Origin of the sequence: Vibrio sp. (genome assembly GCF_047973365.1) — a bacterium.
In the GTDB taxonomy this organism is placed as follows: Bacteria; Pseudomonadota; Gammaproteobacteria; order Enterobacterales; family Vibrionaceae; genus Vibrio.
In genome coordinates, this window is record NZ_JBKEBW010000020.1 from 23,131 (window position 1) to 46,004 (window position 22,874).

A 22,874-nucleotide genomic window follows, 5' to 3' on the forward strand; every position below is an offset into this window, starting at 1 on the left:
TCCTTTGATTATTTATTGGCTTTCACTGGCTTAAGGCCGAGTAGCAGGAATGAATTTACTCAGCACCTGCCGCTTGGCTTTCGCTGCCTGAAAGAATCATTAATGGCTCTGACTCACCATTGATAACTGACTCATCAATGACCACTTTTTCAACGTCAGACATTGAAGGTAGTTCGTACATAGTCTCAAGCAATACGCTTTCAAGAATTGAACGTAAACCACGAGCTCCCGTTTTACGAGTCATTGCTTTAGCGGCAATCGCGCGCAGTGCATCTTCACGGAACTCAAGATCAACCTCTTCTAATTCGAATAACGCTGCATACTGTTTAGTAAGCGCGTTCTTCGGTTCACATAGAATCTGGATCAGTGCTTCTTCATCAAGTTCAGTCAGCGTTGCAGTTACAGGCAGACGACCAATGAATTCTGGAATCAGACCATATTTCACGAGATCTTCAGGCTCTACCTGAGTAAACAACTCACCGACGGTTCTGTTTTGATCTTTAGAACGAACTTCCGCGCCAAAACCGATACCAGTACCGGTTGCAACACGCTGTTCAATCACTTTATCTAGACCTGCAAATGCACCGCCACAGATAAATAAGATCTTAGAAGTATCTACTTGCAAGAATTCTTGTTGAGGATGCTTACGACCACCTTGTGGTGGTACAGATGCAATCGTACCTTCAACCAGTTTCAACAGCGCTTGTTGAACACCTTCACCTGACACATCACGGGTGATAGATGGGTTTTCAGCTTTACGAGAGATCTTATCGATTTCATCGATATAGACGATACCGCGTTCCGCTTTTGCTACGTCGTAATCACACTTTTGCAGTAGTTTTTGAATGATGTTTTCAACATCTTCGCCAACATAGCCTGCTTCTGTAAGTGTTGTCGCATCAGCCATCGTAAATGGTACATCCAAGAAACGAGCAAGTGTCTCAGCAAGTAACGTCTTACCACTACCGGTAGGTCCGATAAGCAGAATGTTACTTTTGCCTAGCTCGACGCCATCTTTTGTCGTATCACCATTACGTAAACGCTTATAGTGGTTATATACCGCAACCGCGAGCACTTTTTTTGCGTGTTCTTGGCCAATTACATAGTCATCAAGATGTGCACGAATTTCACGAGGCGCAGGTAGTGCTGACGACTCTTTCTTTGGTAATACATCTTTAATCTCTTCGCGAATAATGTCGTTACATAGATCAACACATTCGTCACAGATATACACAGAAGGACCTGCAATTAGCTTGCGAACTTCGTGCTGGCTTTTGCCACAGAAAGAGCAGTACAGCAGTTTACTACTACCACCCTCTTTGCTTTTATCTGTCATTCGCTAACCTCTTAGCCTTTACTCTTTATGGTTTGAGTGTATAACAATTTTATCTAAATTGCGTTAAACAATTACTCGAAGTGTTACTCACCGCGATGGGTCAGTACTGAATCCACCAAACCGTATTCTACTGCTTGATCTGCCGACATAAAGTTGTCGCGGTCAGTGTCACGTTCAATAATTTCAAGCGGCTGACCTGTATGCTCTGCCAACAAGCGATTCAATTTATTCTTAATAGTTAGAATTTCTTGCGCATGAATTTGAATGTCCGAAGCTTGACCCTGGAAACCACCTAGTGGTTGGTGAATCATCACGCGCGAGTTTGGTAAAACATAACGTTTACCCGGTGCGCCACCAGCTAGTAAGAATGCGCCCATAGAACAAGCTTGCCCCATACAGACGGTGCTCACGTTTGGCTTAATAAACTGCATGGTGTCGTAAATAGACATACCCGCAGTGACGCTGCCACCCGGAGAGTTGATGTACAGGAAAATATCTTTGTCCGGGTTTTCCGATTCTAAGAAAAGCAGTTGAGCCACGACAAGGTTTGCCATGTGGTCTTCTACCTGACCCGTTAAGAAAATAACTCGCTCTTTTAAAAGACGTGAGTAGATATCGTATGAACGTTCGCCACGGGAAGTTTGTTCAACCACCATGGGTACTAGCGCATCAATAATCGGCGACATTGCGTTTTTTTCTTGGTAGCTCATAGTCTTAATATCCCTAAAAATAAATGGCCCGGATGATGAATATCATACGGACCATTGTTAGCAGAAGAGTCAACGTTAAGTCAACCTTCTACGCTATAGATTGCTTATTAAGCAGCAACTTGAGGGTTCATTAGCTCGCTAAAGCTAATTGCTTTCTCTGTAACGGTTGCTTTAGCAATGATCGCGTCAATCGCTTGTTCTTCTAGAGCTACGTTACGCATGTTGTTCATCATTTGCTCGTTTTGCTCGTAGTAAGAGATAACTTCAGCTGGGTCTTCATAAGCTGTCGCCATTTCTTCGATAAGTGCTTTCACTTTACCTTCGTCAGCTTTTAGCTCTTCAGTCTTGATGACTTCACCTAGAAGCAGACCTACAACTACGCGACGTTTAGCTTGCTCTTCGAACATTTCACGTGGCAGTTGGTTTGCAGCTTCAATGTTGCCACCGAAACGTTGTGCAGCTTGTTGACGTAGTACGTCGATTTCTTGATCGACTAGCGCCGCTGGAACGTCAATTGCGTTTTCTTTCACAAGACCTTCAATTGCTTGTTCTTTGATACGAGCTTTGATTGCTTGTTTAAGTTCACGTTCCATGTTCTTACGAACTTCAGCTTTAAGTGCGTCAACACCGCCTTCCGTTACGCCGAATTTAGCAACGAACTCATCGTTCAGTTCTGGTAGTTCACGAGCTTCAACTTTGTTCACTTTGATAGCAAACTTAGCGGCTTTACCTTTTAGGTTTTCAGCATGGTACTCTTCTGGGAAGTTCACGTCGATTTCGAATTCCATACCTTTAGTTTTGCCAACGATACCGTCTTCAAAACCAGGAATCATACGACCTGCGCCCATTTCTAGTGGGAAGTTGTCAGCTTTACCGCCTTCGAACTCAACACCGTCGATAGAACCAACGAAGTCGATAGAAACACGTTTACCGTTGTCAGCCGCTTCTTCTACTTCAGTCCAAGTAGATTGTTGCTTACGTAGCGTTTCTAGCATCTCTTCAACGTCAGAATCTTGAACTTCTGCTGCTGGTTTTTCTACCGTGATGTTTGATAGACCTTTAAGTTCAACTTCTGGATAAACTTCGAAAGTTGCTGTGAAAACTAAATCTGCACCTTCTTTAATTTCTACTGGAGCGAAAGTTGGTGCGCCAGCTGGGTTGATTTTCTCTTTTACGATTGCTTCGATGAAGTGGCGTTGCATCACTTCACCAAGAATGTCTTGACGTACTGCTTTGCCGTACATTTGCGCAACCATCTTCATTGGTACTTTACCTTTACGGAAACCGTCGAAACGACGATTTTTCGCGATGTTGCGTAGTTCAGCTGCTACTGCATCTTCGATGTTTGCAGCAGGAACAGTAATATTCAAACGGCGCTCTAGGCCTTCTAGCGTTTCAACAGTAACTTGCATTATATTTAAACCTCAAAACTGGCTCAGTATTCCTGAGCATCATGAGCCAACATCTCTGTTTGGCTTCATCCTTATTTTGTGCTCGGTAGAACACTTAACTGTAAATATTGAGCATCGATACTCTCAGTGAATTTCACCTAAATACCGAACTAATGAGTGACATCTTTGGTCGATTTGCGCCGAATAAAGGTATCTCTGATTAGCCTCAGGACTAAAAATTAGACGCGATATACTACCGATCTCAGCTTTAGCTGTCGAGCGAATACCCGGCAAGAAAAAGCGAATGTCCTAAAAAACCCTTTGACTGCTAAAAAATCCACCAACTGATAGATCTCTTGATGGCTCTGAAATGGGGACAATATAGGCTTTTTCAAGAGAATCGAGGGATTTTTTCCCTCAAATAATCAAAAAGAGATCTGGCTCTTGTTTTGCCTCCCATATTCGATATGTTTTTAAGCAGATGGATCGAAGTTCCCAGTATTATGAGTGGCGAGATAAACGAGGAACGAAAACTATGGCAAGGATGCTATCTGTACGCCAACTCTCAGCACTGTTTTTGACCCTTTATATGGTCATCGCCGCAATGGCTGCGCATTTGGTTTGGCGCTATAGCTACCAAGCATTATTAGTTGAGCAACAATCAGAGTTGGAGCGTTTCTCTAGTCACATTTCCGCCACACTCGATAAATATGCTCACATCCCTCGCCTTTTATCCAAAGATAAAGAACTGGTTGATGCACTCCGTCACGCTGACAACACCGCACAAATTAATTTGACCAATCTCTATTTGGAACAGGTAAACGACGTCATTCAGGCTACCGATACCTATTTGCTTGATAGCATTGGCAATACTATCGCTTCGAGCAACTGGAGCTTGGACCGCTCTTTCATCGGTCGAAACTTCTCATGGCGGCCATATTTCTACAATGCTATTTCAGGCACAAGAAGTCAGTACTTTGCTCTTGGGTCAACCTCAGGGCAAAGAGGATATTATTATGCCTATCCGGTTATCTATGCTGCTGAAGTGATTGGTGTGGTCGTGGTGAAAATGGATCTTTCATCCATTGAAGAAAACTGGCGGAGCAAGAACAGCTATTTTGTCGCCACCGATAATAACAACATTGTGTTCATGTCCAGCCAACCGGATTGGTTATTTCATAGCGTTTCCGAGCTGAGCGAAGAAGCGCGAAAAAAAGTACAAGATACCCGTCAGTATCTGGACAATACCATTCCATCTTTAGGATTCTATGCAGATGTTGATGGCGCAGAAACCGAATGGATAAAGCCGAAACAGAGTTGGTTCAAAAATGACTACATCGTTTCAACCAACAAACTGGATAATCTCGCGCTCAACATTCATGTGCTGTCACCTAAAGTGATTGTGTTCTGGGATACCTTTGGTTTTCTCATCATTTTAACCATGATTTTTGCCATTATTTATCTTGCTTTTCTGCTGTTACATCACAGACAGATCCGTCAACGTCAAATTGAGAGATTACAAGCGGAAGCGAAGCAAAAGCTTGAGTTTTTAGTGATGGAGAGAACCGCGAAACTGCACGTTGAAATCGGCGAAAAAATCAAAACAGAGCATGCATTAAGGCAAACCCAAAACGAGCTAATACAAGCGGCAAAACTGGCAGTGTTGGGGCAAATGTCTGCAAGCATAAGCCATGAACTTAACAACCCTTTAGCGGCGATTCGTAGCTTTGCCGACAACGGCAGGCGTTTTCTCACCAATGGCAAGCCTGAGCGTACTGACGAAAATCTGCAACGAATTTCTGCCCTTACCGTTCGCATGGCGAAAATTAGCGAACAACTCAAATCCTTTGCCAGAAAAACGCAAACTGATGAACACGTAGAAGCACAGTTACTGCCTCTGATCATCAATGCCAAAGAGCTGATGCAGCCACAGTTTAAATCCCATTACATAGAATTTGAGATTCAAGCGCCAGAAGTACCTGTTCGCTGTAGCATTAACCCAATTCAGTTGGAACAGGTCATGATTAACTTGTTAACCAATGCGATGCAGGCTGTTGATGAGCAGCCGATAAAAAAAATCGTTGTTACTTTAGAGCAGCAAGCAGAACATATCTTGATTCATGTCGATGACACAGGTGCGGGACTTAATTTGCAGCAGATGAAGAATCTATTCGAACCTTTTTATACCACGAAGAAAAATGGTTTAGGTTTGGGGCTGTCTATCTCGCAACAAATCATACATAACATGGGTGGAGATTTAATTGCTCATTCCTCCCCCCTTGGTGGGGCAAGATTCACTATTATTCTTAATAAAAGCAAACCTGTTCTTAATAAAAAGCAAACCGGTTTAGAACAAACCCAAGTCAGTTCAGAATTATAAAAAGCAGGGAAATGTATGTGCGATGTATTTTTTATTGATGACGAATCGGATATTCGAATAGCAATCGAACAGAGCTTTGAACTGGCAGATATTGATGCCAAGTTTTTCGCTAGCGCAGAGGAGGCGTTGCTGACCATTAAGCAAGACAAACTACCTATGGTAGTGGTGACAGACATTTGTCTACCCGGGCTCAGTGGCCAAAATCTACTGTCTTCTATTCATCATCAGGACAGTGATGTACCGGTCATTCTTATCACTGGCCATGGTGATATCTCCATGGCTGTGCAAGCAATGCATGACGGCGCTTATGATTTTATCGAGAAGCCCTTCGCGCCGGAAAGGCTGATTGAAACGGTCAATCGAGCTATCGAGCGCAGAAAACTGACGTTGGAAAACCAACAATTAAAACGTAGCCTTAAAGCCAGCCAGACTCTTGGTCCGAGGATCATCGGTGAAACCAACAGCATCATTGCATTAAGAGAAACCATTACTCACATTGCCGACACCAATGCCGACATACTTCTGTTTGGTGAGACCGGTACGGGTAAAGAACTTATTGCTCGTTCTCTGCATGAACAAAGCTCAAGACGTGAAAAAAACTTCGTGGCGGTTAACTGCGGTGCAGTACCGGAAAACCTTATCGAAAGTGAACTCTACGGACACGAAAAAGGCGCGTTTACCGGTGCCGACAGCAAACGTATCGGTAAGTTTGAACATGCGCAAGGTGGGACTCTGTTTCTTGATGAGATTGAATCCATGCCGATGCAAGCTCAAATTCGTTTACTACGCGTGTTGCAGGAACGGGTTATTGAACGAGTCGGTTCGAATGAACTGATCCCACTGGATATTCGCGTTATCGCAGCAAGCAAAGTTGATTTAAAAAAGGCAGCCCAAGAAGGAAGCTTTCGCCAAGATCTCTATTACCGACTTAACATAGTGACTCTTGATATACCACCGCTTCGCCAGCGCCGGGAAGATATCCCCGCCCTCTTTCATCACTTTCTGCTGGTGGCAGCCGCTCGCTACGGAAAAGCCGCTACCGCTTTACCTCACAACGCTTTGCAAGCCCTGCTCAGCCATGATTGGCCAGGGAATGTCAGAGAGCTACGTAATGCAGCCGAGCGCTATGTGTTACTTGGGAAGCTTTCCGAACTTGGTGAGCAACGCAACAACGCTAAGGTATTAACCAGCCTTGCAGATCAAGTGGCTGAGTACGAAAAGTCACTGATCGAGCACACGCTGATTGAGTGCTCCGGCAGCATTAAAGACACCATGGAAATCCTCAACATTCCGCGAAAAACACTCTACGATAAAATGCAGAAATATCAGATAAATAAAGATAACTACAAAGAGTAAAAGTAGTGCCAAACGGCAGAAAAACGCCCAGCAATGCCAGGCGTTTTTCCATCTCACTTCATCACTTTTATTTGGTGATAATTTCCGGTCCCATTAGTAATGTAGGTAACCAAGTCGATACAATCGGTACATAGGTTACGATAATTAAGAATAGGAACATAATGCCTACCCATGGCAAGGCGGCTTTGACGACATCCACCATCGACATCTTTGCCACCCCCGCGGTGACAAACAGGTTGAGACCTACTGGTGGCGTTATCATACCTATCTCCATGTTCACGACCATCATGATACCTAAGTGAATGGGGTCAATGCCTAACTGAATCGCGATTGGGAACACTAATGGAGCCACAATGATCAGCAGGCCTGATGGTTCCATAAACTGACCACCAATCAACAACAATACGTTGACAACAATTAGGAAAGCAATTGGACCTAAGCCAGCAGAAAGCATAGATTCGGTGATCATCTGAGGTACGCGTTCTTCGGTCAGTACATGCTTCAAAATCAGAGCGTTAGCAATGATAAACAGCAACATAATCGTCAGTTTACCTGCGTCATACAGCGTATTTTGCGTATCTTTATGAACAAAAGTTTCAACCGCTTTAACAAGGAATGGTTTGGTATTGTTCTTATCAGCGAACGGTCCCATATCGCGGTAAATAAAGTTGGCAATAAAGAATGAATACACAGCTGCAACTGCTGCTGCCTCGGTTGGCGTAAAGATGCCACCATAAATACCGCCAAGAATAATCACCACTAGCAATAAACCCCAGCTAGCATCTTTCGCTGCTGATATTGCTTCTTTCCAACCGACAAAAGGTTGTCTTGGTAGATTTTTGATACGTGCAGTAATGTAGATCGCAATGATCAACATTAGACCCGCTAGCAATCCCGGAATTACCCCGCCAAGGAACATACGTCCAACAGATACGTTAGTCGCTGCAGAGTACACAACCATCACGATTGATGGTGGAATAAGAATACCCAGCGTACCAGCGTTACAAATAACGCCTGCCGCAAACTCTTTGCTGTAGCCATTTTTCACCATTCCGGCTATGACGATACTACCGATAGCCACCACTGTTGCGGGTGAAGAGCCAGATAGCGCGGCGAACATCATACAAGCGACAACAGACGCCACCGCTAAACCACCGCGGAACCAACCTACCATCGCAATCGCAAAGCGAATAATACGTTTTGCTACACCGCCGGTAGACATAAAGCTCGACGCCAAAATAAAAAATGGAATAGCTAAAAGTGTGTAGTGACCTTCAAAGGCATTAAACAGAGTTTGTGCCACCGAAGCCAGTGATGCATCAGAATGCCACATTAAAAACAAAATACTTGCTAGACCAAGTGATACCGCAATAGGTACGCCAATCAGCATAAAACCGATGACGAGTAAAAATAACACCAAAATAGCCATGGTTTACTGCTCCTTATTGTTATTATTCGCACTCATGACATCTTCCACATCTGCCAATTCGGCTTTTAGTGCATCAAGATCTTCTTCGGCTTCATGACCTGCGATCATTCGGTCCAATTTGCCGGTTAAAATCTGATAAGCGATCTGCAGGAAGCGAAAGGTCAACATTGCCATACTCATTGGCAACGCCATATAAGGGATGAAGCGAGGCAGCTTTTCGTAACGTTCGCCTTCATTAAGCCAGTCCGCCAAAAATTGCAGCATCTCTGGCATAGGAATATCGTCGGTTTCGTACCAAGCTCGCTCGGTTGCAAACGGATACCAATAATTCCATGAGCCGATAAGCAGCAAAGTGGAAAAAGTTAAACAGCAAGAAATGGCAATCAGCGCATAGATTTTACGACCTGCTGGCGGTGCTTTATTGATGATGACGTCAACGCCAATGTGAAAATGTTTTTTAACCCCATAGGAGGCGCCGACAAGTACCATCCACGCAAACATAAACACCGTTAGCTCTAGCGCCCAGAGAATATTGTCGTTAAACAGATAGCGCAGCACTACATTGACAAAGGTAAGTAGTGTCATTGCACCTAAGAAGAAGGCAATTAATGTCTCTTCCGCTTTATCAGTGATACGACCGACTTTGGCAAAAAATGACTGTTCCATAAGATACTTAGCTCTTGTTGTAATCGTTATTGTTATAACCGTTATTGTTTTATACCCAAACTACTTGAAGTTGCAGGTAGGCGGCAAGTGAGTGAATCCCCATGACCACAGATTACCATGCGTGATTGGGGTGAACGAACGTAGCCCCCATACCAAAACATAAAGCGCTGCAGCTTCAAGTAGGAAGGGTGTAATCGTTATTGCTGTCACGTAATTGGTATAATAAGCCCCTGCACGAAACGAGCAGAGGCAAACATCATTACTTGTTGTTTGAAGCCAAGGCGGCATCAATCAGATCACTACCAATATCTTTCTCGAATTTCTTCCAAACAGGTTTCAGTGCATCAACCCATTGCTGGCGTTGTTCTGGTGTAAGTTGACGCACCACACCACCTGCTTCAAGAATGTATTGCTTGTTTTGCTCTTCAACTTTATTTGACTCCGCATTTCGAGCCACTGTGACTTCATTAAGGATGGTTGCTAGCTGATCGCGCACATCGGCTGGTAAACCGTCCCACCATTTAGATGAAGTTACGACTAGGTAATCCAGAATGCCGTGGTTGGTTTCAGTAATACCATCTTGAACTTCGAAGTATTTTTGACCGTAAGTGTTCGACCAGGTGTTTTCCTGACCATCGATAACTTTGGTTTGCAGACCACCATATACTTCAGCAAACGACATTTTTTGCGGGTTGGCGTTGAGCTGCTCAAACTGCGCGACTAGCACATCAGATGCCTGAACCCGGAATTTAAGACCTTTCGCATCGGCTGGAACCAGGATTGGTTTGTTAGCAGAAATTTGTTTCATACCGTTGTGCCAAAATTCAAGACCTTTTACACCACGACGAGTCATTGAGTTCTTTAGCTGTTCGCCGGCTTCAGAGGTTTGGAAACGGTCTACTGCGTCTACGTCTTCAAAAAGGAAAGGCAAGTCGAAAAGGCGGAACTTTTTGGTAAATTTTTCAAATTTGGACAGAGACGGAGCCGCTAACTGAACATCGCCGTTCAACAATGCTTCAAGAACTTTATCATCATCGTATAGCGTCGAGTTTGGGTAAACTTGCATACAAGCTTTACCATTCATCTCTTGGTTAACACGTTGTTCAAGCAGTGTTGCTGCGATACCTTTCGGGTGTTTGTCGGTATTGGTTACGTGACTAAATTTAATCACGATTTCACCAGGGTCACAGTTAGCCGCAGCATTGAAACTGGTCACAGCTAGGATAGAGGCAGTGAGTAGGGTAAAAGGCTTTAACATTATTATTCTCCTTGGTTTATATCATCAGCAAACTCATCAATGAGCGCTGCATAAACTTTATAAGGCAAGGAGTAAGCCAAGTTGCAACAATTAGTTAAAAACCTTTAAAAAACAATAAGTTAAATTTAATTTCCAATTGTAATATCAATAGGAGAGACAGTAAGGTGTTGAAAAATGGGTGGAAAATGACACACCGAAAAAAGGCGTATGTGTCATTTCCCGCCAAGTTTTTTAGAGGTGAATATGTTTTAGTGGTAAACCTGTTTTAGAGGTAAAAATCTGTGCTGCTACATTGCAGATTTAACAACCTTAGCAAGGCGCTTTACCGCCTCTTCGGGAACAGCACTTTGGTCGTTAAAGAAATTGGTGATCACATCAAACATCGCACCTTGAACATAACCTGCAGTCGACATGCCATGTGCCATACTGGGCACAAGATCGCCCGTTTGAGCCGATGATTTAAAGTCTTTCATTGAATCCAACGCACACTGGTCGAAATGGGACATATCCATATCAAGCCGTACAGGAATTGAGCCCTTATTTAAGTTGAAGATTTCCTGAAACTTGGGAGAAAGAATGGTAGATGCAAGCGCTTTTTGCGCTTTAAAATTTTCTTCATCCTGAAGTTCAAAGAAGGCGAAACTGTCGACGTTGTAAGTGAATTTTCCAGCCGTACCAAATGCAGGCGCACAGGCATAATCTTTTCCCGGTACCTTTCCTGCCGCAGTGAATTCACCTTTTGCCCAGTCACCCATTATCTGCATTCCCGCTTCACCGTTAATCACCATGGAGGTTGCTGTCATCCAGTGTCTTTCGGGAGAGTTATTGTCAACATAGCTTCGGACACGTTTAAACTTAGTGAAAACCTCAATCATTTTTTCACCGCCTAAAATGTCCATATCCAGATCGACAAAGGCTTTTATGTAGTCTTTCGCTCCCAACACATCGAGAGCGACAACTTCAAACAGCGTGGCATCTTGCCAAGGTTGACCACCGTGAGCTAAAGGAATTAAACCTGTGGCTTTGATTTTTTCCGCAGCGGTAAAAAATTCCTCCATTGTGGTGGGAATTTTTGCACCGGCTTTAGCAAATACCTCTGAATTAGCCCAAAGCCAGTTCACGCGGTGCACATTGACGGGAACAGCAACATAGTGATTGTCGTACTTCATGACCTCCGTGATCATTTTAGGAATCACATCGTCCCAGTGATCGGGTTTCGCCACGCTATTTAAGTTGGTCAAAAAGCCAAGTCGTGCCCACTCTTGAATATCGGGACCTTTAATATTGGCCGCAGAAGGGGGATTACCGGAAACCGCGCGAGTTCTTAACACTCTCATCGCACTTTCACCGCCACCGCCTTCTACGCCGAAATCAATCCATGAGTACCCTTGCTGCTCGACCATGTCTTTAAGAACAGAAATCGCATTTGCTTCACCACCTGCCGTCCACCAGTGCAGCACCTCCACGTCACTTGCTAATACACTATTTGCAGAGGAAAGTAATGAAGCGACGAGTAAGACTTTATTCAATTTCATGATATTTCCGTGTAAGTAAGGAAGTTAGACTTCAAGAGTCGGAGGGATAAACAGTTTCACTCGCAAACCACCACTAAGCAGATTTTCAATCACCATATCTCCTCCGTGACCGCGAAGTATGCTTCGACTGATACCCAAACCAAGCCCGTGACCTTCATTGTCATTAGCAATACGAAAATAAGGTTCAAATACCGTTTCGAGTTTATCTTTAGGGATACCCGGACCTCGGTCTTCAAGCGTCACCGTAATCCAATCTTCCGTTTCGTCGAGAGTTATCCAGACTTCATGTCCATACTTGACACCGTTATTAATCAGATTAGTGAGTGCTCGCTTCATGGCTAACGGTTTAGCCACAATGGGTTCAATGGATATCGGTTTAAAGTGAACATTTTGAGTGGTGAGGTTATGCCCTTCTGCAATCGACATAATGAGCTCATTGAGGTCAATATAGTCGTTATTTTCATGCAAATCGGTATCTCGAACACACTGTAAAGCACCTTTAACCATCATTTCGAGTTCATCCAAATCTCGGTTAAATTTCTCGCGTTTTAGCTCATCGTCCAACAGTTCAGCCCGCAATCTCAACCGGGTAATCGGTGTTTTTAAGTCATGCGAGATGGCTGAGAATAGATTTTCCCTATCTGAGACATAACGACGAATACGCTGTTGCATCAGGTTAAATGCTCGGGTGGCAGTAATTAACTCACTGGCACCTTCTTCGTTTAATGGTCGTTGTTCAATCCCCATGCTCATGTCATTGGCAGCGCGAGCCAAATTCTTCAAAGGCCTAACTTGTCTGCGCATCAGCAAGTAAGTAAGTACTAGCAATATTGAGGTTGAACAAAACAGGTAAATAATCTGCTCTTTGCCTATGATAGGGTCATCCAAAGTAATGTATGGCGAAGGCAGTAGAGCCGCGATGTATATCCACTCTTTTTCATTGAGCTCAATTTGCACCACCATGACAGGTGGGTTCAAAGGTTCCAAAGTCAGGGTGTGATGGACCCATGATTTGGGTAAGTCATTCATAAAAATGCTGTTTTTCAAAAGACGTAGCCTTTCAGGTCGCGAGAAATCCACCAGCACCTGTCCCACATTGGTCAGTTTATCATTCAACACTTCTTTGACTGCATTCACCGATGCTTTTTTGAGGCTCGTTTCTTCTACCGGTTCAACAATTAAGCTTTCTTTGTTAAAAGAGACAAAAAAACGCGTCCCCCCCATATTTCGAATTTGATCCAAAATAATGTGGCGATAACGGACGGGAAGAGACTGGAAAAACGTAACTGTCGAGGCAAACATACCGGCCATACTGGCAGAGGCAGAATGAATACCTTCGAGCTCTTTGGCTTTTGATTGGCTATACCAAACGGAAGTAGCGATGCCTTGGGCAAGCACCACGGCGAGAAGTGTCAGTAATAACGTACGAGCCACCAACGAATTGGGTTTAAAGCTCTTGCAAAAGCGACCAACAGGCATAGCAGTTAATGCTCATATTCAACGGGAATAGCTAACTTGTAACCGTTACCGCGCATGGTTTTGATGTAGTGAGGGAATCGCTCACTACTACCTAAACGCTGCCGCAAACGGCTCAATTGCACATCAATCCCGCGCTCGTAAGGCAGAGCTTCACGCCCCCGCGTCGCCATAGAGATGGTATTTTTATTAATCACTTCAGTCGGATTGGTTAAAAACAGCATTAAAAGTGCAAAGTCACTACCGGAAAGATCATGTTCTTCATGGCTTTGCGCGTGCACCATACGGTGAGAGGTAGTATCTAAACGCCACTCACCAAACATCACCTGCTTAGGTAAAACTTCTTCACCCTTTTCTTCATTGGCATTGAATCTGCGTAACACCGCCTTTATTCGAGCCACTAGCTGTCTTGGGCTGAAAGGTTTAGCAATGTAGTCATCGGCTCCAATTTCCAAACCGATGATTTGATCGGTTTCGTCAGAGACCGCAGTTAGCATAATGATAGGTACATTAGAATCACGGCGAATGCTCTGGCATATGTCAAAGCCATCATCACCGGGCAACATCACATCAAGCAAGATAAGATCGGGATAACCGTTGGCGTTTAAGTGAGACTGAAGCTCAACGCCATCTCCCACTGCGGCCACGTTAAAGCCTGATTTACTGAGATACTCATCTAGTAGCTCACATATTTCTTTATCATCATCAACGACGAGGATGCGAGTGTCTTCCAGCATGCTTGTTCCGTATTCCGAGTGTAACAAATGGTGGTTCGATTCTATAACTGTAACTCTTTCTTGATTACGTTTATTTCACCAAAACTTGAATTCAAGTTGGATAAAGATCACATAATTCAGTCAAATTGCTGTAAACGTTCTCACGAAGAACAATTTATCTCTAACTTTTTGCCCCACTCTGGAGGTAACTGCGCATACTGCTCGTTGTGCGGCTGCTCAGCATAAGAATTTTTCAGCAGCTCAGCTAAAACGAGTGGTTAAAGTGACGCTATCCCAAAATGACATAACATTTCTCACAAGGATTGATTGAGCAAATTTATTTGTGCAAACGGTAGCAAATACCCTAGTCAAATACTAGGTGATAAATTGGAGATACAAAAAAAGCCCCAATTCGTTTGAGGCTCTCTAGTCGTACTTGATTTTTGGTGTCTAAATCAAAGCAACAACACTAATTAACGCAACTAGGGAAAACACTAGCGTGCGACCAATAACACCCAACAAACTTGGTTGAATCATTTCTACATGCATAATGCTCTCCTCGATAAATATGACAATGTAATGACAATATGATGAAAATTTTCCAATTGAGCAATATCTGGACAAATTAAATTTTTGTTACAACGTAAGTTACACGTCCTCCACAATACAAAACGATAAGTAACCCTGTACGTTATTGATTACATTTCACTAACATGCTAATTTTTCTGCGAACTGCGTCAAACAAATATTGATCGTTACTCACTGTACGCTTATTGTAATTCCCTTACTCTCAAGATATGGATATCGCTATGAATACCGCGCTGTTAGGAATGTTTATTCCTACCTTTTTCTTTGTTTCTATCACCCCAGGCATGTGTATGACGCTCGCACTGACATTAGGTATGACCATAGGGTACAAACGCACCCTTTGGATGATGGTAGGAGAATTAGTTGGCGTAGCACTTGTGGCGGTTTCTGCTGTTGTGGGTATTGCAGCCGTTATGCTTACCTACCCTTGGCTATTTACGGTATTCAAATTGATCGGTGCTTGTTACCTGTTCTATCTCGGCGTTCAAATGTGGCTATCGAGAGGTAAACTTGCCTTAAATCTAGATAATGCAGAGTCATATCAAGGCAGTAACTGGGGACTCACCGCCCAAGGCTTTGTGACCGCTATTGCTAACCCTAAAGGTTGGGCATTTATGATTTCATTGTTGCCACCTTTTATCGACCAATCCATCAGTCTGACACCACAACTACTGTTTCTGGTCTCCATCATTATGGTGTCGGAATTCGTCTGTATGACGCTTTACGCCACAGGTGGTAAAGGTCTTAAACGCGCATTAGGTAAAACTCAGAATGTTCGTCTAATGAACCGTATTTCAGGAACGCTCATGATGGGTGTCGGTGTATGGTTATTTTTGAGTTAGGTCACTGAAATACTGGACTGAATACTGATGAGTGCGAATTTTCACTAGCAAAACGGCTAGCTATTCTCTTTTCACTCTCATAAAACGAGCAAACCTTGGTAACTTATTGTTGGTATAACCATTGAAGCGATAAGTTACAACGTCTCCGATTGCAGGAGGATATTTTCGTTGCTCATCAGTAAAACCAGACCCAATGTAAAAAGTAACACCGCTCTCAGCCTGTACTAAGATCGATCCCATAAGCCCTTGGTATTTTCCTGTTCCGGTCTTATAGCCAATCACTTTGGCTTCGGCATCTTGATATTTTTTAACTTTAATTAGATCGTCAGTCCTTCCCGGCCGATACAGACTGTCTATTCGTCTGAGCATAACGCCTTCTCCACCAGCATTCGTCACCGAGTCTAAGTGTGCCAGCAGTGCGTGTTCTGATGCTATTTCTCGCTGCTCTATATATCCAACATTTGCAGCATCATTCTTCTCAACCCAGTCAGCCAACTTGCGATAACGTAGCGCAAAACTCCACGTTTCATCGGCGTCAAGCATATCGAACAACATAAAACGCACCTGACGCCAACGTTGTTCATCAGGAACTTGATCTAATACCGTGCTCTGTACCAAATTAAACCGCTCTCTTCCACACCACAATTCACCTTCTATAGCGAAATCCGGTAACATCTTAAGAAACCAATCAGGGGCATGAATTAACTTGCCTTTTCGAGTAAGTAGCGCTTTCCCGGTCCAAATTGCCCGAATGCCATCGAGCTTCTCACTCATCCAATAGTGATTGAGCGGCAACCCACTTTCATACTCACTCGCGAGTGCAACATATGGTTCTACTTGTGCAACGACATTTTCACTAAAGCTTATTCCAGACACGCCAACAGTAAAAAATACGATATGTTGACCGATTTTAAATAGATCTGTTTTCCTCATAGATACATCTTCCATTAGCCGCCAAATACAGTGCAATAACATCACACTACCGCTAACAAACCTATCTACAGCGCTCAATTTTTCGGTGCTATCGAAGGAAAATAATACTTTACGACAGAATCAGAAATTTCAGTGGGCTAATTAAACTAATAATTAGATGATGCAATTTTAATAATTTCTTCACGAAACCAACGATTCGCATGATCATTATCCCTAGAAGGATGCCAATAAAGGCAGAGATTATAATAATTATCATCAAACATTAATTTCACAGGCTTGATTGAGAAGAGATCAGAAAATAACACCACATTCCTCATATTGGACAAACAAACATAATGACTCAATTATCCCCACAGTTGTAACCGCAATTTTTCTAGAATCAATACCCTTAATTTGTTCATCAGTAATTAAATTTCCACTTTTCTGCCAACTGGCAATAGTAACGTGCTTCTCTTTAAGATAATCTTGCATAGAAATATAGTCATTTTGAATTCTTGGATGATCCTTTCGACAGCAGAGGACAAGTTTATCTTTATAGATAATTTTTTTATTCAATGTTTCTGAACTTCCAATATCTGTATCTATAAAGAAATCATGTTCCTTATTTCGCAATTGAAATGTCACATTTCGTCCAGTGAGAAAATGAATATCTATACCAATATTGGGATATGCTTTACTGAATTTCTCCACTAGTTCAGGGAGTAATGAATAATTAATCAATGAAGTACAAGCAATAGAAAAGCGATATGGTCTTGCATGAGGGTCAAACTCGACATTTGAAGCAAAAGTGGTATCCAGTTCATTAAGACTACGTAACAGCGTAGGATATATTTGTTGTGCAAAAACTGTAGGCTCGACACCATTTGCTGTCCGTATAACTAAAGGATCTTGATATTGTTCACGTAACTTTGTTAATGCTCTACTTACCGCTGGCTGTGAAAGTTTTAATCTAGCCCCAGCCCTTCCTAAATGCTTTTCTTCTATAATAGCAACGAGCAAAGGCAATAGCTGATACGGATAATTCATAACGTCCCTTATATTTTATAATAATTTTGCTATACCCAAACTACTTGAAGTTGCAGGTAGGTGGCAAGTGAGTGAATCCCCATGAGCATAGATAAACTATGTGATTGGGGTGAACGAACGTAGCCCCCATACCAAAACATAAAGCGCTGCAGCTTCAAGTAGGAAGGGTATATCTAAATAATACTATAGGTAAATTTATTTACATCATTGATATATTACATTCAAAAATAAAACCATTATATGCTTCAACCATACGAACCAATACTATCATAAATAATAATTATATACATTTTCCAAAAAGTGGAAAAAGGTTATACCTTGAAGTGCGACATTACGGCTATAAACTTCGTCAGGTCATCCATAGTTCAATAAGAGATCCCTATGACCAATATCAAAACAAATTTAACGCTAACAGCGTCGTCATTGGCGATGTTACTTTCGTCTCCGGTTTGGGCCAGCAACGAATATAAATTTACCCCAGATGTAAAAGATGCGAGCGCCTACACAAAGCAAGCCAATGATCAGGTTTATAACGAATTGGATTTTAAAAACAAAGACGCTTTTGCTGATGCGGATAAAGGGCTAATTGCACCATTACTCAATAATGGCGACATTGAAGGCATTTTTAACGCGACCGGCCTGAATTACATGCAAGGTAAAAAAGCACCAGCATCCGTTAATCCTAGTTTATGGCGTCACGCCCAATTAGTTAACCGTGGTGGCTTATACAAAGTTAATGAGCATATTTATCAAGTACGCGGTCAAGATTTATCGAATCTGACGATTATCGAAACAGATAAAGGCATGGTATTTTTTGATGTCGAATATTCAGGGAAGACACTTAAAGCCTCGATTGATCTATACATGAAAGAACGAGGTAAACGTCCCCTTGTCGGTGTTATTATATCCCATAGCCATGCTGACCATTTTGGCGGTTTCTCAGGTATTTATGATGCTGGTCTGGCAACTCCTGAAGATGTTAAAAGCGGTAAGCTACCAGTCATTGCACCACAAGGCTTTGTTGAAGAAGCCGTGAGTGAAAACGTACTTGCTGGTAATATCATGGCCCGCAGGGCTGGCTACCAATACGGAAACGTATTAGATATCAATGAAAAGGGAATTGTGACAGGGTCTTTAGGTCCCGCTCTAGCCAATAGCGCTTCTTCACTGCCAATCCCGAACCGCTTTATAACGAAAGACAATGAAAAGATCACTATTGATGGTGTTGATTTCGTATTCTATCTAACACCACATTCTGAAGCTCCTGCGGAAATGGTTATGTACATTCCACAGTGGAATGCGTTATCAATGGCGGAAGATGTTAGCCATCTGCAACACAATATCTATACCTTACGTGGCGCACAAATTCGTGACTCAGCAGCGTGGGCAAAATACATTAATCAGGCCGTAGAACGTTGGGGCGACAAAGTTGAAGTCAATTTTGGTCCACACACTTGGCCGGTTTGGGGAAATGACAACGTAGTTGAATATCTCAAGGATCAACGCGATCTATATCAATCTATGTTTGACACGACTTTACGTTATGCTAACTACGGTTACGGGCCTGATGAAATCGCTGAAAACGCTAAGCTGCCAAAATCCGTATTTAACAAATGGGACAACCGCCCTTATTACGGCAATACTAAAAACAACCTAAAATCGACTTATATTCGAAACTTAGGCTGGTACGATGGTAATGCAGCTAAACTCGCGGCTTATCCGGATGCGGAACGCGGTAAACGTTATGTCAAAGCTTTCGGAGGAGAAGATAAAATTCTTGAGGCGGCGCTAAATTCCTTTAATTCTGGTGATTACCGCTTCACCGCTGAACTACTCAACAACATTGTTGCATCTGACCCTGCAAACAGAAAAGCAGTATTACTAATGGCAGATGCATTAGAGCAGTTGGGTTATCAAGAAGAGACTGCGTTACATCGCAACTGGTACCTTGCCGGTGCACAGGAGCTTCGTTCTGGAGGCAACATTCCAAACGGATTAGACACTTCATCACCTGAGGTCATCGCTTCTTTACCTGGCGATAAACTGATGGCATTCCTAGGAGTAAGAATAGACCAGCTTAAAGCTGAAAAAGTCGGCAACTATGAATTTAACCTGAAGTTAAAAGGTGACGACAAGTTCATGATTGATTTGCATAACGGCGTGTTTAATACCCTAGCGGGCAGCCAATCTTCTAAAGCAGTGGCTGAGCTAGAAATTGGCAAATCAGACCTGTTAGCTTTCTTAAACGGTAAAGCTGACTTGAATGGCTTAGTGAAAAGCAACAAAGCGACGGTTACTGGTGACCAAAAAGCCTTGTCTAAGTTAACTGGTTTGTTCGATTTGAGTATTAAGAACAACATGAATTTGGTATTGCCATTACAAAAGGAAAACCAAATTAAATAGTTAGATTATCAGTAAGCTGAGTCTTTCCAAGATAAATCCCCCGATTTTCATCGGGGGATTTTTTTGAGCACATCTCTTAAAAAACAGAGAGGTTCAAAAACAGAGTGGCTGTCCTTATTCGCTAACTCAGTTAGGTTTAACTAAGTTAAACCCATTCGGAATGTTGTTATCTAACACACTGATAAAGTTGGCAAATACTTTTTCCTCGCCGGATATGGTCATGGTTTTTGCTTTCACTGCATCTTTAATCGATGTTTTACCACTGAGTACAGCAAAAATGGTCAAGTTATCCGTTTCAATCGTCGTTGATGCGCCTTCAGGTTTATAGTCCGGTGCTGAGTTTAAGACGCCATTTTCAACTTCTATTCCAAACACTTCATCGTTCAATTTCAATTGGAACGCAATACGACCCACTTGCATCGATTTTTCAGGAACAATACGTGTCGCAAACACATCCATCATTAAATCAGCAGGGATAGCTTTAAGCACATCAACACCGGCAGTATTAACCGCTTGCGGAAGATTCTCATCTGCACGTAATTCAGCAGCAGCCGTTAGATACCAACCTCGTGCCAAAGTAGATTCTTCTTGGTAACCGAGCTGTTCGAAGGCGTCAGCCATGAGGTAGTTTGCTTTTTTATTTTTGCCATTATAGGAAACGATTTTATTTAACAACTCAACAGTGAACGGATAATCACCTTGGTTATAAAATTCAACCGCTTTATTGATAACAGTTTCTTCGTTGCCAAATGCTTGTACAAAACGTTTTCCTGATTCAGCATCGGGCAGACGCGCTAGTTCCGTTGGGTTAGCGTTAAACCAGCCAAGGTTACGTACATAAGTTGCAATGACGTTGTTTTCAAAATGACCATAATAATCCCGGTTTTCCCATTTCTTCATAATAGGATCTGGAATGGTAATCTTATGCGCAATGTCCCTTGGACGGAGACCATAGTTAGCAAGTCGGTTGGTTTGGTCATTGATGGCTTTGTATAGATCTCGTTGATTTTTTAAGTACGTGATAACATCGTCGTTGCCCCACATAGGCCAGGTATGCGGTCCAAACTGAACTTCAACATCCGCACCCCAATTAACAACGGCCTGGTGAATATATTTAGCCCAACGACCTGCATCTCGGATTTTTGCACCACGCATTGAATAAACGTTATGTTGAAGACGGTTTACATCCTCGGCCATGGATAAAGCCTTCCATTCAGGGATATAGAAAACCATTTCTGAAGGAGCTTCTGTTTCAGGAACAAGCATGAAGTTAAATTCAACGCCATCAATGGTAACATCACTATTCTGTGGGGTAATCTCTGTCACACTGGAAGGTAGACCATTTTCCCCTCCAGGAGTTAGAGGCCCTAACGCATTAGTAACCGTTCCATGAGGGCCTTTAGGTAGCGCAAAGCCATATTGGAACATCGCCCTACGGCTCATAACGTTACCGTATAAAACATTTTCACTCACCGCTTCTTTCAAAAAGTGTTCAGGAACATAAATCGGAATTTTGCCGCTAGCAAAATCTTCTTCTGTTGCAAGACCTAAATCCGTAATGGCTGAAATACCACCGAAGTGGTCAGTGTGAGAATGAGAGATAATCACCCCTTTGAGTGGTCTTTTCCCACGATGTTTTTCATACAGTTCGAATGCCTTTTTCATTGTTACAGGAGAAAAACAAAGATCGTAAAGAACAATACCGTCATCCGTTTCGATGATAGTCAAGTTGGCAAGATCTGCGCCACGAACTTGATAAATTTTATCTTTTAAAACTTCATAAAGACCACCGCGGTTAACCAACTGAGAATGACGCCAAAGGCTCGGGTTCACTTCCGCAGGGGCATCCTTATTCATCATAAACTGCATACCAGGGATATCAGCCACTCCTTTGATCAAACCACCATCGATAAGTGGCGCCATAAACCCTTTATCTGCATTTTTAAAATCGTCTTTATTACTAAAAGGAAGTGCTTTTAGTACCTCTTCATTTAACGATTTTGTATAACTCGTAGCACTTTTCGACTTCGAGTTAAAATCGTAGCTGGCGGCTTGGGCATTTGCCGTCCCTAAAGCTATCAAAGTAACGACGCAAAGTGACTTTTTGGAAAACACACGCATGTTATATTCCTATTATCATGGATGGATCATATCTACTGTAAAAATAGATTCCGTGTTTAGCATAAGAAAAGCTACTTCCTTCAACCAAGTATGCATTTGTACACATAAAGGTTTAGACCCAACACACTGAATTGTCAAAGCATCGGCTAACCGCTAGAAAATCCGATGCCCTACCACTAAAACGTCACCTCTTTTCATTTACCGAAAGAGTCAAGCTTGTAGACCAAGATGAATTTTCGACACCTTCGACACTTTTGACTATACTCTTCCTACTTGAAGCCGCAGCGGTGTTGACTGCGTTCGTTCACCCCAATCACATAGTTTATCTATGTTCATGGGGATTCACTTACTTGTCGCCTACCTGCAACTCCAAGTAGTTTGAGTATAACGTTTATTTTTTCTACGAATTTTTGCGCTGTTTTCAATTTCTTTACGAAACCATGTATGAGCAGGGTCGTTATTAAATTTAGGTAACCAAATTAGATGATTTAAAATCGGCTTATGTTCAAAAGGTGGTTTTAATATCTGCAACCCCAAACTATCTTTAAATTGCATTGCCATTGAAATCGGTACTACTGTGATATAATCAGATTGACTACTTAATATCATGTTTCCATATAAAGAATGACCGTGATATGCAATATCTCGGTTCGTCAAATCAATAGAACTATAATGAGAAAGACCATAAGATTCATTACGTTTTCTTTC

General features: G+C 42.5%; 16 protein-coding genes and 1 pseudogene. 4 read left to right on the top strand and 13 right to left on the bottom strand.

The features are described from left to right. Window positions 1-55 precede the first annotated feature (55 nt). The 3 genes from clpX to tig form a co-directional block, all read right to left on the bottom strand. Complete coding sequence (gene clpX, locus ACK5MF_RS03275) at window positions 56-1,336, bottom strand: ATP-dependent protease ATP-binding subunit ClpX (protein ID WP_416919332.1); 1,281 nt, start codon at window positions 1,334-1,336, stop codon at window positions 56-58. An 83-nt stretch (window positions 1,337-1,419) separates the two neighbouring features. Then, window positions 1,420-2,046: an ATP-dependent Clp endopeptidase proteolytic subunit ClpP gene (clpP, locus tag ACK5MF_RS03280; RefSeq protein WP_416919334.1), complete on the bottom strand. Its 627-nt coding sequence runs from the start codon at window positions 2,044-2,046 to the stop codon at window positions 1,420-1,422. Between the two features lie 107 nt (window positions 2,047-2,153). Beyond that, window positions 2,154-3,458, bottom strand: coding sequence for a trigger factor (tig, locus tag ACK5MF_RS03285; protein WP_416919336.1), 1,305 nt, complete (start codon window positions 3,456-3,458; stop codon window positions 2,154-2,156). Window positions 3,459-3,981: 523 nt separating this feature from the next. On the opposite strand from tig, the gene ACK5MF_RS03290 reads away from it, so the two are divergent. Beyond that, complete coding sequence (locus ACK5MF_RS03290) at window positions 3,982-5,817, top strand: sensor histidine kinase (protein ID WP_416919364.1); 1,836 nt, start codon at window positions 3,982-3,984, stop codon at window positions 5,815-5,817. 15 nt (window positions 5,818-5,832) lie between these two features. Further along, on the top strand, window positions 5,833-7,173 hold the full coding sequence (locus tag ACK5MF_RS03295) for a sigma-54-dependent transcriptional regulator (protein ID WP_416919338.1): 1,341 nt from the start codon (window positions 5,833-5,835) through the stop codon (window positions 7,171-7,173). 67 nt (window positions 7,174-7,240) lie between these two features. On the opposite strand, the gene ACK5MF_RS03300 is transcribed toward ACK5MF_RS03295, so the two are convergent. The 6 genes from ACK5MF_RS03300 to ACK5MF_RS03325 all read right to left on the bottom strand — a co-directional run bounded on the left by ACK5MF_RS03300 (window position 7,241) and on the right by ACK5MF_RS03325 (window position 14,274). Further along, the gene (locus ACK5MF_RS03300; protein ID WP_416919340.1) at window positions 7,241-8,602 is read right to left on the bottom strand and encodes a TRAP transporter large permease; all 1,362 of its coding nucleotides are present in this window, start codon (window positions 8,600-8,602) and stop codon (window positions 7,241-7,243) included. A gap of 3 nt (window positions 8,603-8,605) precedes the next feature. Continuing rightward, window positions 8,606-9,268 (bottom strand): TRAP transporter small permease, encoded by a 663-nt coding sequence (locus tag ACK5MF_RS03305; RefSeq protein WP_416919342.1) that lies wholly within the window; start codon window positions 9,266-9,268, stop codon window positions 8,606-8,608. Between the two features lie 259 nt (window positions 9,269-9,527). Further along, a complete protein-coding gene (locus ACK5MF_RS03310) occupies window positions 9,528-10,526 on the bottom strand; it encodes a TRAP transporter substrate-binding protein (protein WP_416919344.1) in 999 nt (332 codons plus the stop codon). A 287-nt stretch (window positions 10,527-10,813) separates the two neighbouring features. Then, window positions 10,814-12,061: an ABC transporter substrate-binding protein gene (locus tag ACK5MF_RS03315; protein ID WP_416919346.1), complete on the bottom strand. Its 1,248-nt coding sequence runs from the start codon at window positions 12,059-12,061 to the stop codon at window positions 10,814-10,816. Between the two features lie 24 nt (window positions 12,062-12,085). Then, window positions 12,086-13,540 (bottom strand): ATP-binding protein, encoded by a 1,455-nt coding sequence (locus ACK5MF_RS03320; RefSeq protein WP_416919348.1) that lies wholly within the window; start codon window positions 13,538-13,540, stop codon window positions 12,086-12,088. 5 nt (window positions 13,541-13,545) lie between these two features. After that, window positions 13,546-14,274 carry a response regulator gene (locus ACK5MF_RS03325; RefSeq protein ID WP_416919350.1) on the bottom strand — a complete coding sequence of 243 codons (729 nt, stop codon included), beginning with the start codon at window positions 14,272-14,274 and terminating at the stop codon, window positions 13,546-13,548. Window positions 14,275-15,062: 788 nt separating this feature from the next. Here ACK5MF_RS03325 and ACK5MF_RS03330 point away from each other — a divergent pair. After that, window positions 15,063-15,683 carry a LysE family translocator gene (locus ACK5MF_RS03330; RefSeq protein ID WP_416919352.1) on the top strand — a complete coding sequence of 207 codons (621 nt, stop codon included), beginning with the start codon at window positions 15,063-15,065 and terminating at the stop codon, window positions 15,681-15,683. Between the two features lie 60 nt (window positions 15,684-15,743). On the opposite strand, the gene ACK5MF_RS03335 is transcribed toward ACK5MF_RS03330, so the two are convergent. Both ACK5MF_RS03335 and ACK5MF_RS03340 read right to left on the bottom strand, forming a co-directional pair. Beyond that, entirely contained in the window at window positions 15,744-16,631 is an 888-nt protein-coding gene (locus ACK5MF_RS03335; RefSeq protein ID WP_416919354.1) for a DNA ligase, read from the bottom strand. A gap of 276 nt (window positions 16,632-16,907) precedes the next feature. Further along, window positions 16,908-17,642: a LysR family transcriptional regulator gene (locus ACK5MF_RS03340; protein WP_416919356.1), complete on the bottom strand. Its 735-nt coding sequence runs from the start codon at window positions 17,640-17,642 to the stop codon at window positions 16,908-16,910. A gap of 381 nt (window positions 17,643-18,023) precedes the next feature. On the opposite strand from ACK5MF_RS03340, the gene ACK5MF_RS03345 reads away from it, so the two are divergent. Beyond that, window positions 18,024-20,045 (top strand): alkyl/aryl-sulfatase, encoded by a 2,022-nt coding sequence (locus tag ACK5MF_RS03345; protein WP_416919358.1) that lies wholly within the window; start codon window positions 18,024-18,026, stop codon window positions 20,043-20,045. Window positions 20,046-20,171: 126 nt separating this feature from the next. Here the strand turns inward: ACK5MF_RS03345 and ACK5MF_RS03350 are convergent, their stop codons facing one another. Then, window positions 20,172-22,166 carry an alkyl/aryl-sulfatase gene (locus ACK5MF_RS03350; protein ID WP_416919360.1) on the bottom strand — a complete coding sequence of 665 codons (1,995 nt, stop codon included), beginning with the start codon at window positions 22,164-22,166 and terminating at the stop codon, window positions 20,172-20,174. Between the two features lie 357 nt (window positions 22,167-22,523). Next, window positions 22,524-22,874: pseudogene (locus ACK5MF_RS03355) on the bottom strand (LysR family transcriptional regulator); the annotation flags it as partial.

Coding starts and splice junctions, on each gene's coding strand:
- clpX (WP_416919332.1), bottom strand. CDS start 1,336: ATGACAGATAAAAGCAAAGAGGGTGGTAGTAGTAAACTGCTGTACTGC.
- clpP (WP_416919334.1), bottom strand. CDS start 2,046: ATGAGCTACCAAGAAAAAAACGCAATGTCGCCGATTATTGATGCGCTA.
- tig (WP_416919336.1), bottom strand. CDS start 3,458: ATGCAAGTTACTGTTGAAACGCTAGAAGGCCTAGAGCGCCGTTTGAAT.
- ACK5MF_RS03290 (WP_416919364.1), top strand. CDS start 3,982: ATGCTATCTGTACGCCAACTCTCAGCACTGTTTTTGACCCTTTATATG.
- ACK5MF_RS03295 (WP_416919338.1), top strand. CDS start 5,833: ATGTGCGATGTATTTTTTATTGATGACGAATCGGATATTCGAATAGCA.
- ACK5MF_RS03300 (WP_416919340.1), bottom strand. CDS start 8,602: ATGGCTATTTTGGTGTTATTTTTACTCGTCATCGGTTTTATGCTGATT.
- ACK5MF_RS03305 (WP_416919342.1), bottom strand. CDS start 9,268: ATGGAACAGTCATTTTTTGCCAAAGTCGGTCGTATCACTGATAAAGCG.
- ACK5MF_RS03310 (WP_416919344.1), bottom strand. CDS start 10,526: ATGTTAAAGCCTTTTACCCTACTCACTGCCTCTATCCTAGCTGTGACC.
- ACK5MF_RS03315 (WP_416919346.1), bottom strand. CDS start 12,061: ATGAAATTGAATAAAGTCTTACTCGTCGCTTCATTACTTTCCTCTGCA.
- ACK5MF_RS03320 (WP_416919348.1), bottom strand. CDS start 13,540: ATGCCTGTTGGTCGCTTTTGCAAGAGCTTTAAACCCAATTCGTTGGTG.
- ACK5MF_RS03325 (WP_416919350.1), bottom strand. CDS start 14,274: ATGCTGGAAGACACTCGCATCCTCGTCGTTGATGATGATAAAGAAATA.
- ACK5MF_RS03330 (WP_416919352.1), top strand. CDS start 15,063: ATGAATACCGCGCTGTTAGGAATGTTTATTCCTACCTTTTTCTTTGTT.
- ACK5MF_RS03335 (WP_416919354.1), bottom strand. CDS start 16,631: ATGGAAGATGTATCTATGAGGAAAACAGATCTATTTAAAATCGGTCAA.
- ACK5MF_RS03340 (WP_416919356.1), bottom strand. CDS start 17,642: ATGAATTATCCGTATCAGCTATTGCCTTTGCTCGTTGCTATTATAGAA.
- ACK5MF_RS03345 (WP_416919358.1), top strand. CDS start 18,024: ATGACCAATATCAAAACAAATTTAACGCTAACAGCGTCGTCATTGGCG.
- ACK5MF_RS03350 (WP_416919360.1), bottom strand. CDS start 22,166: ATGCGTGTGTTTTCCAAAAAGTCACTTTGCGTCGTTACTTTGATAGCT.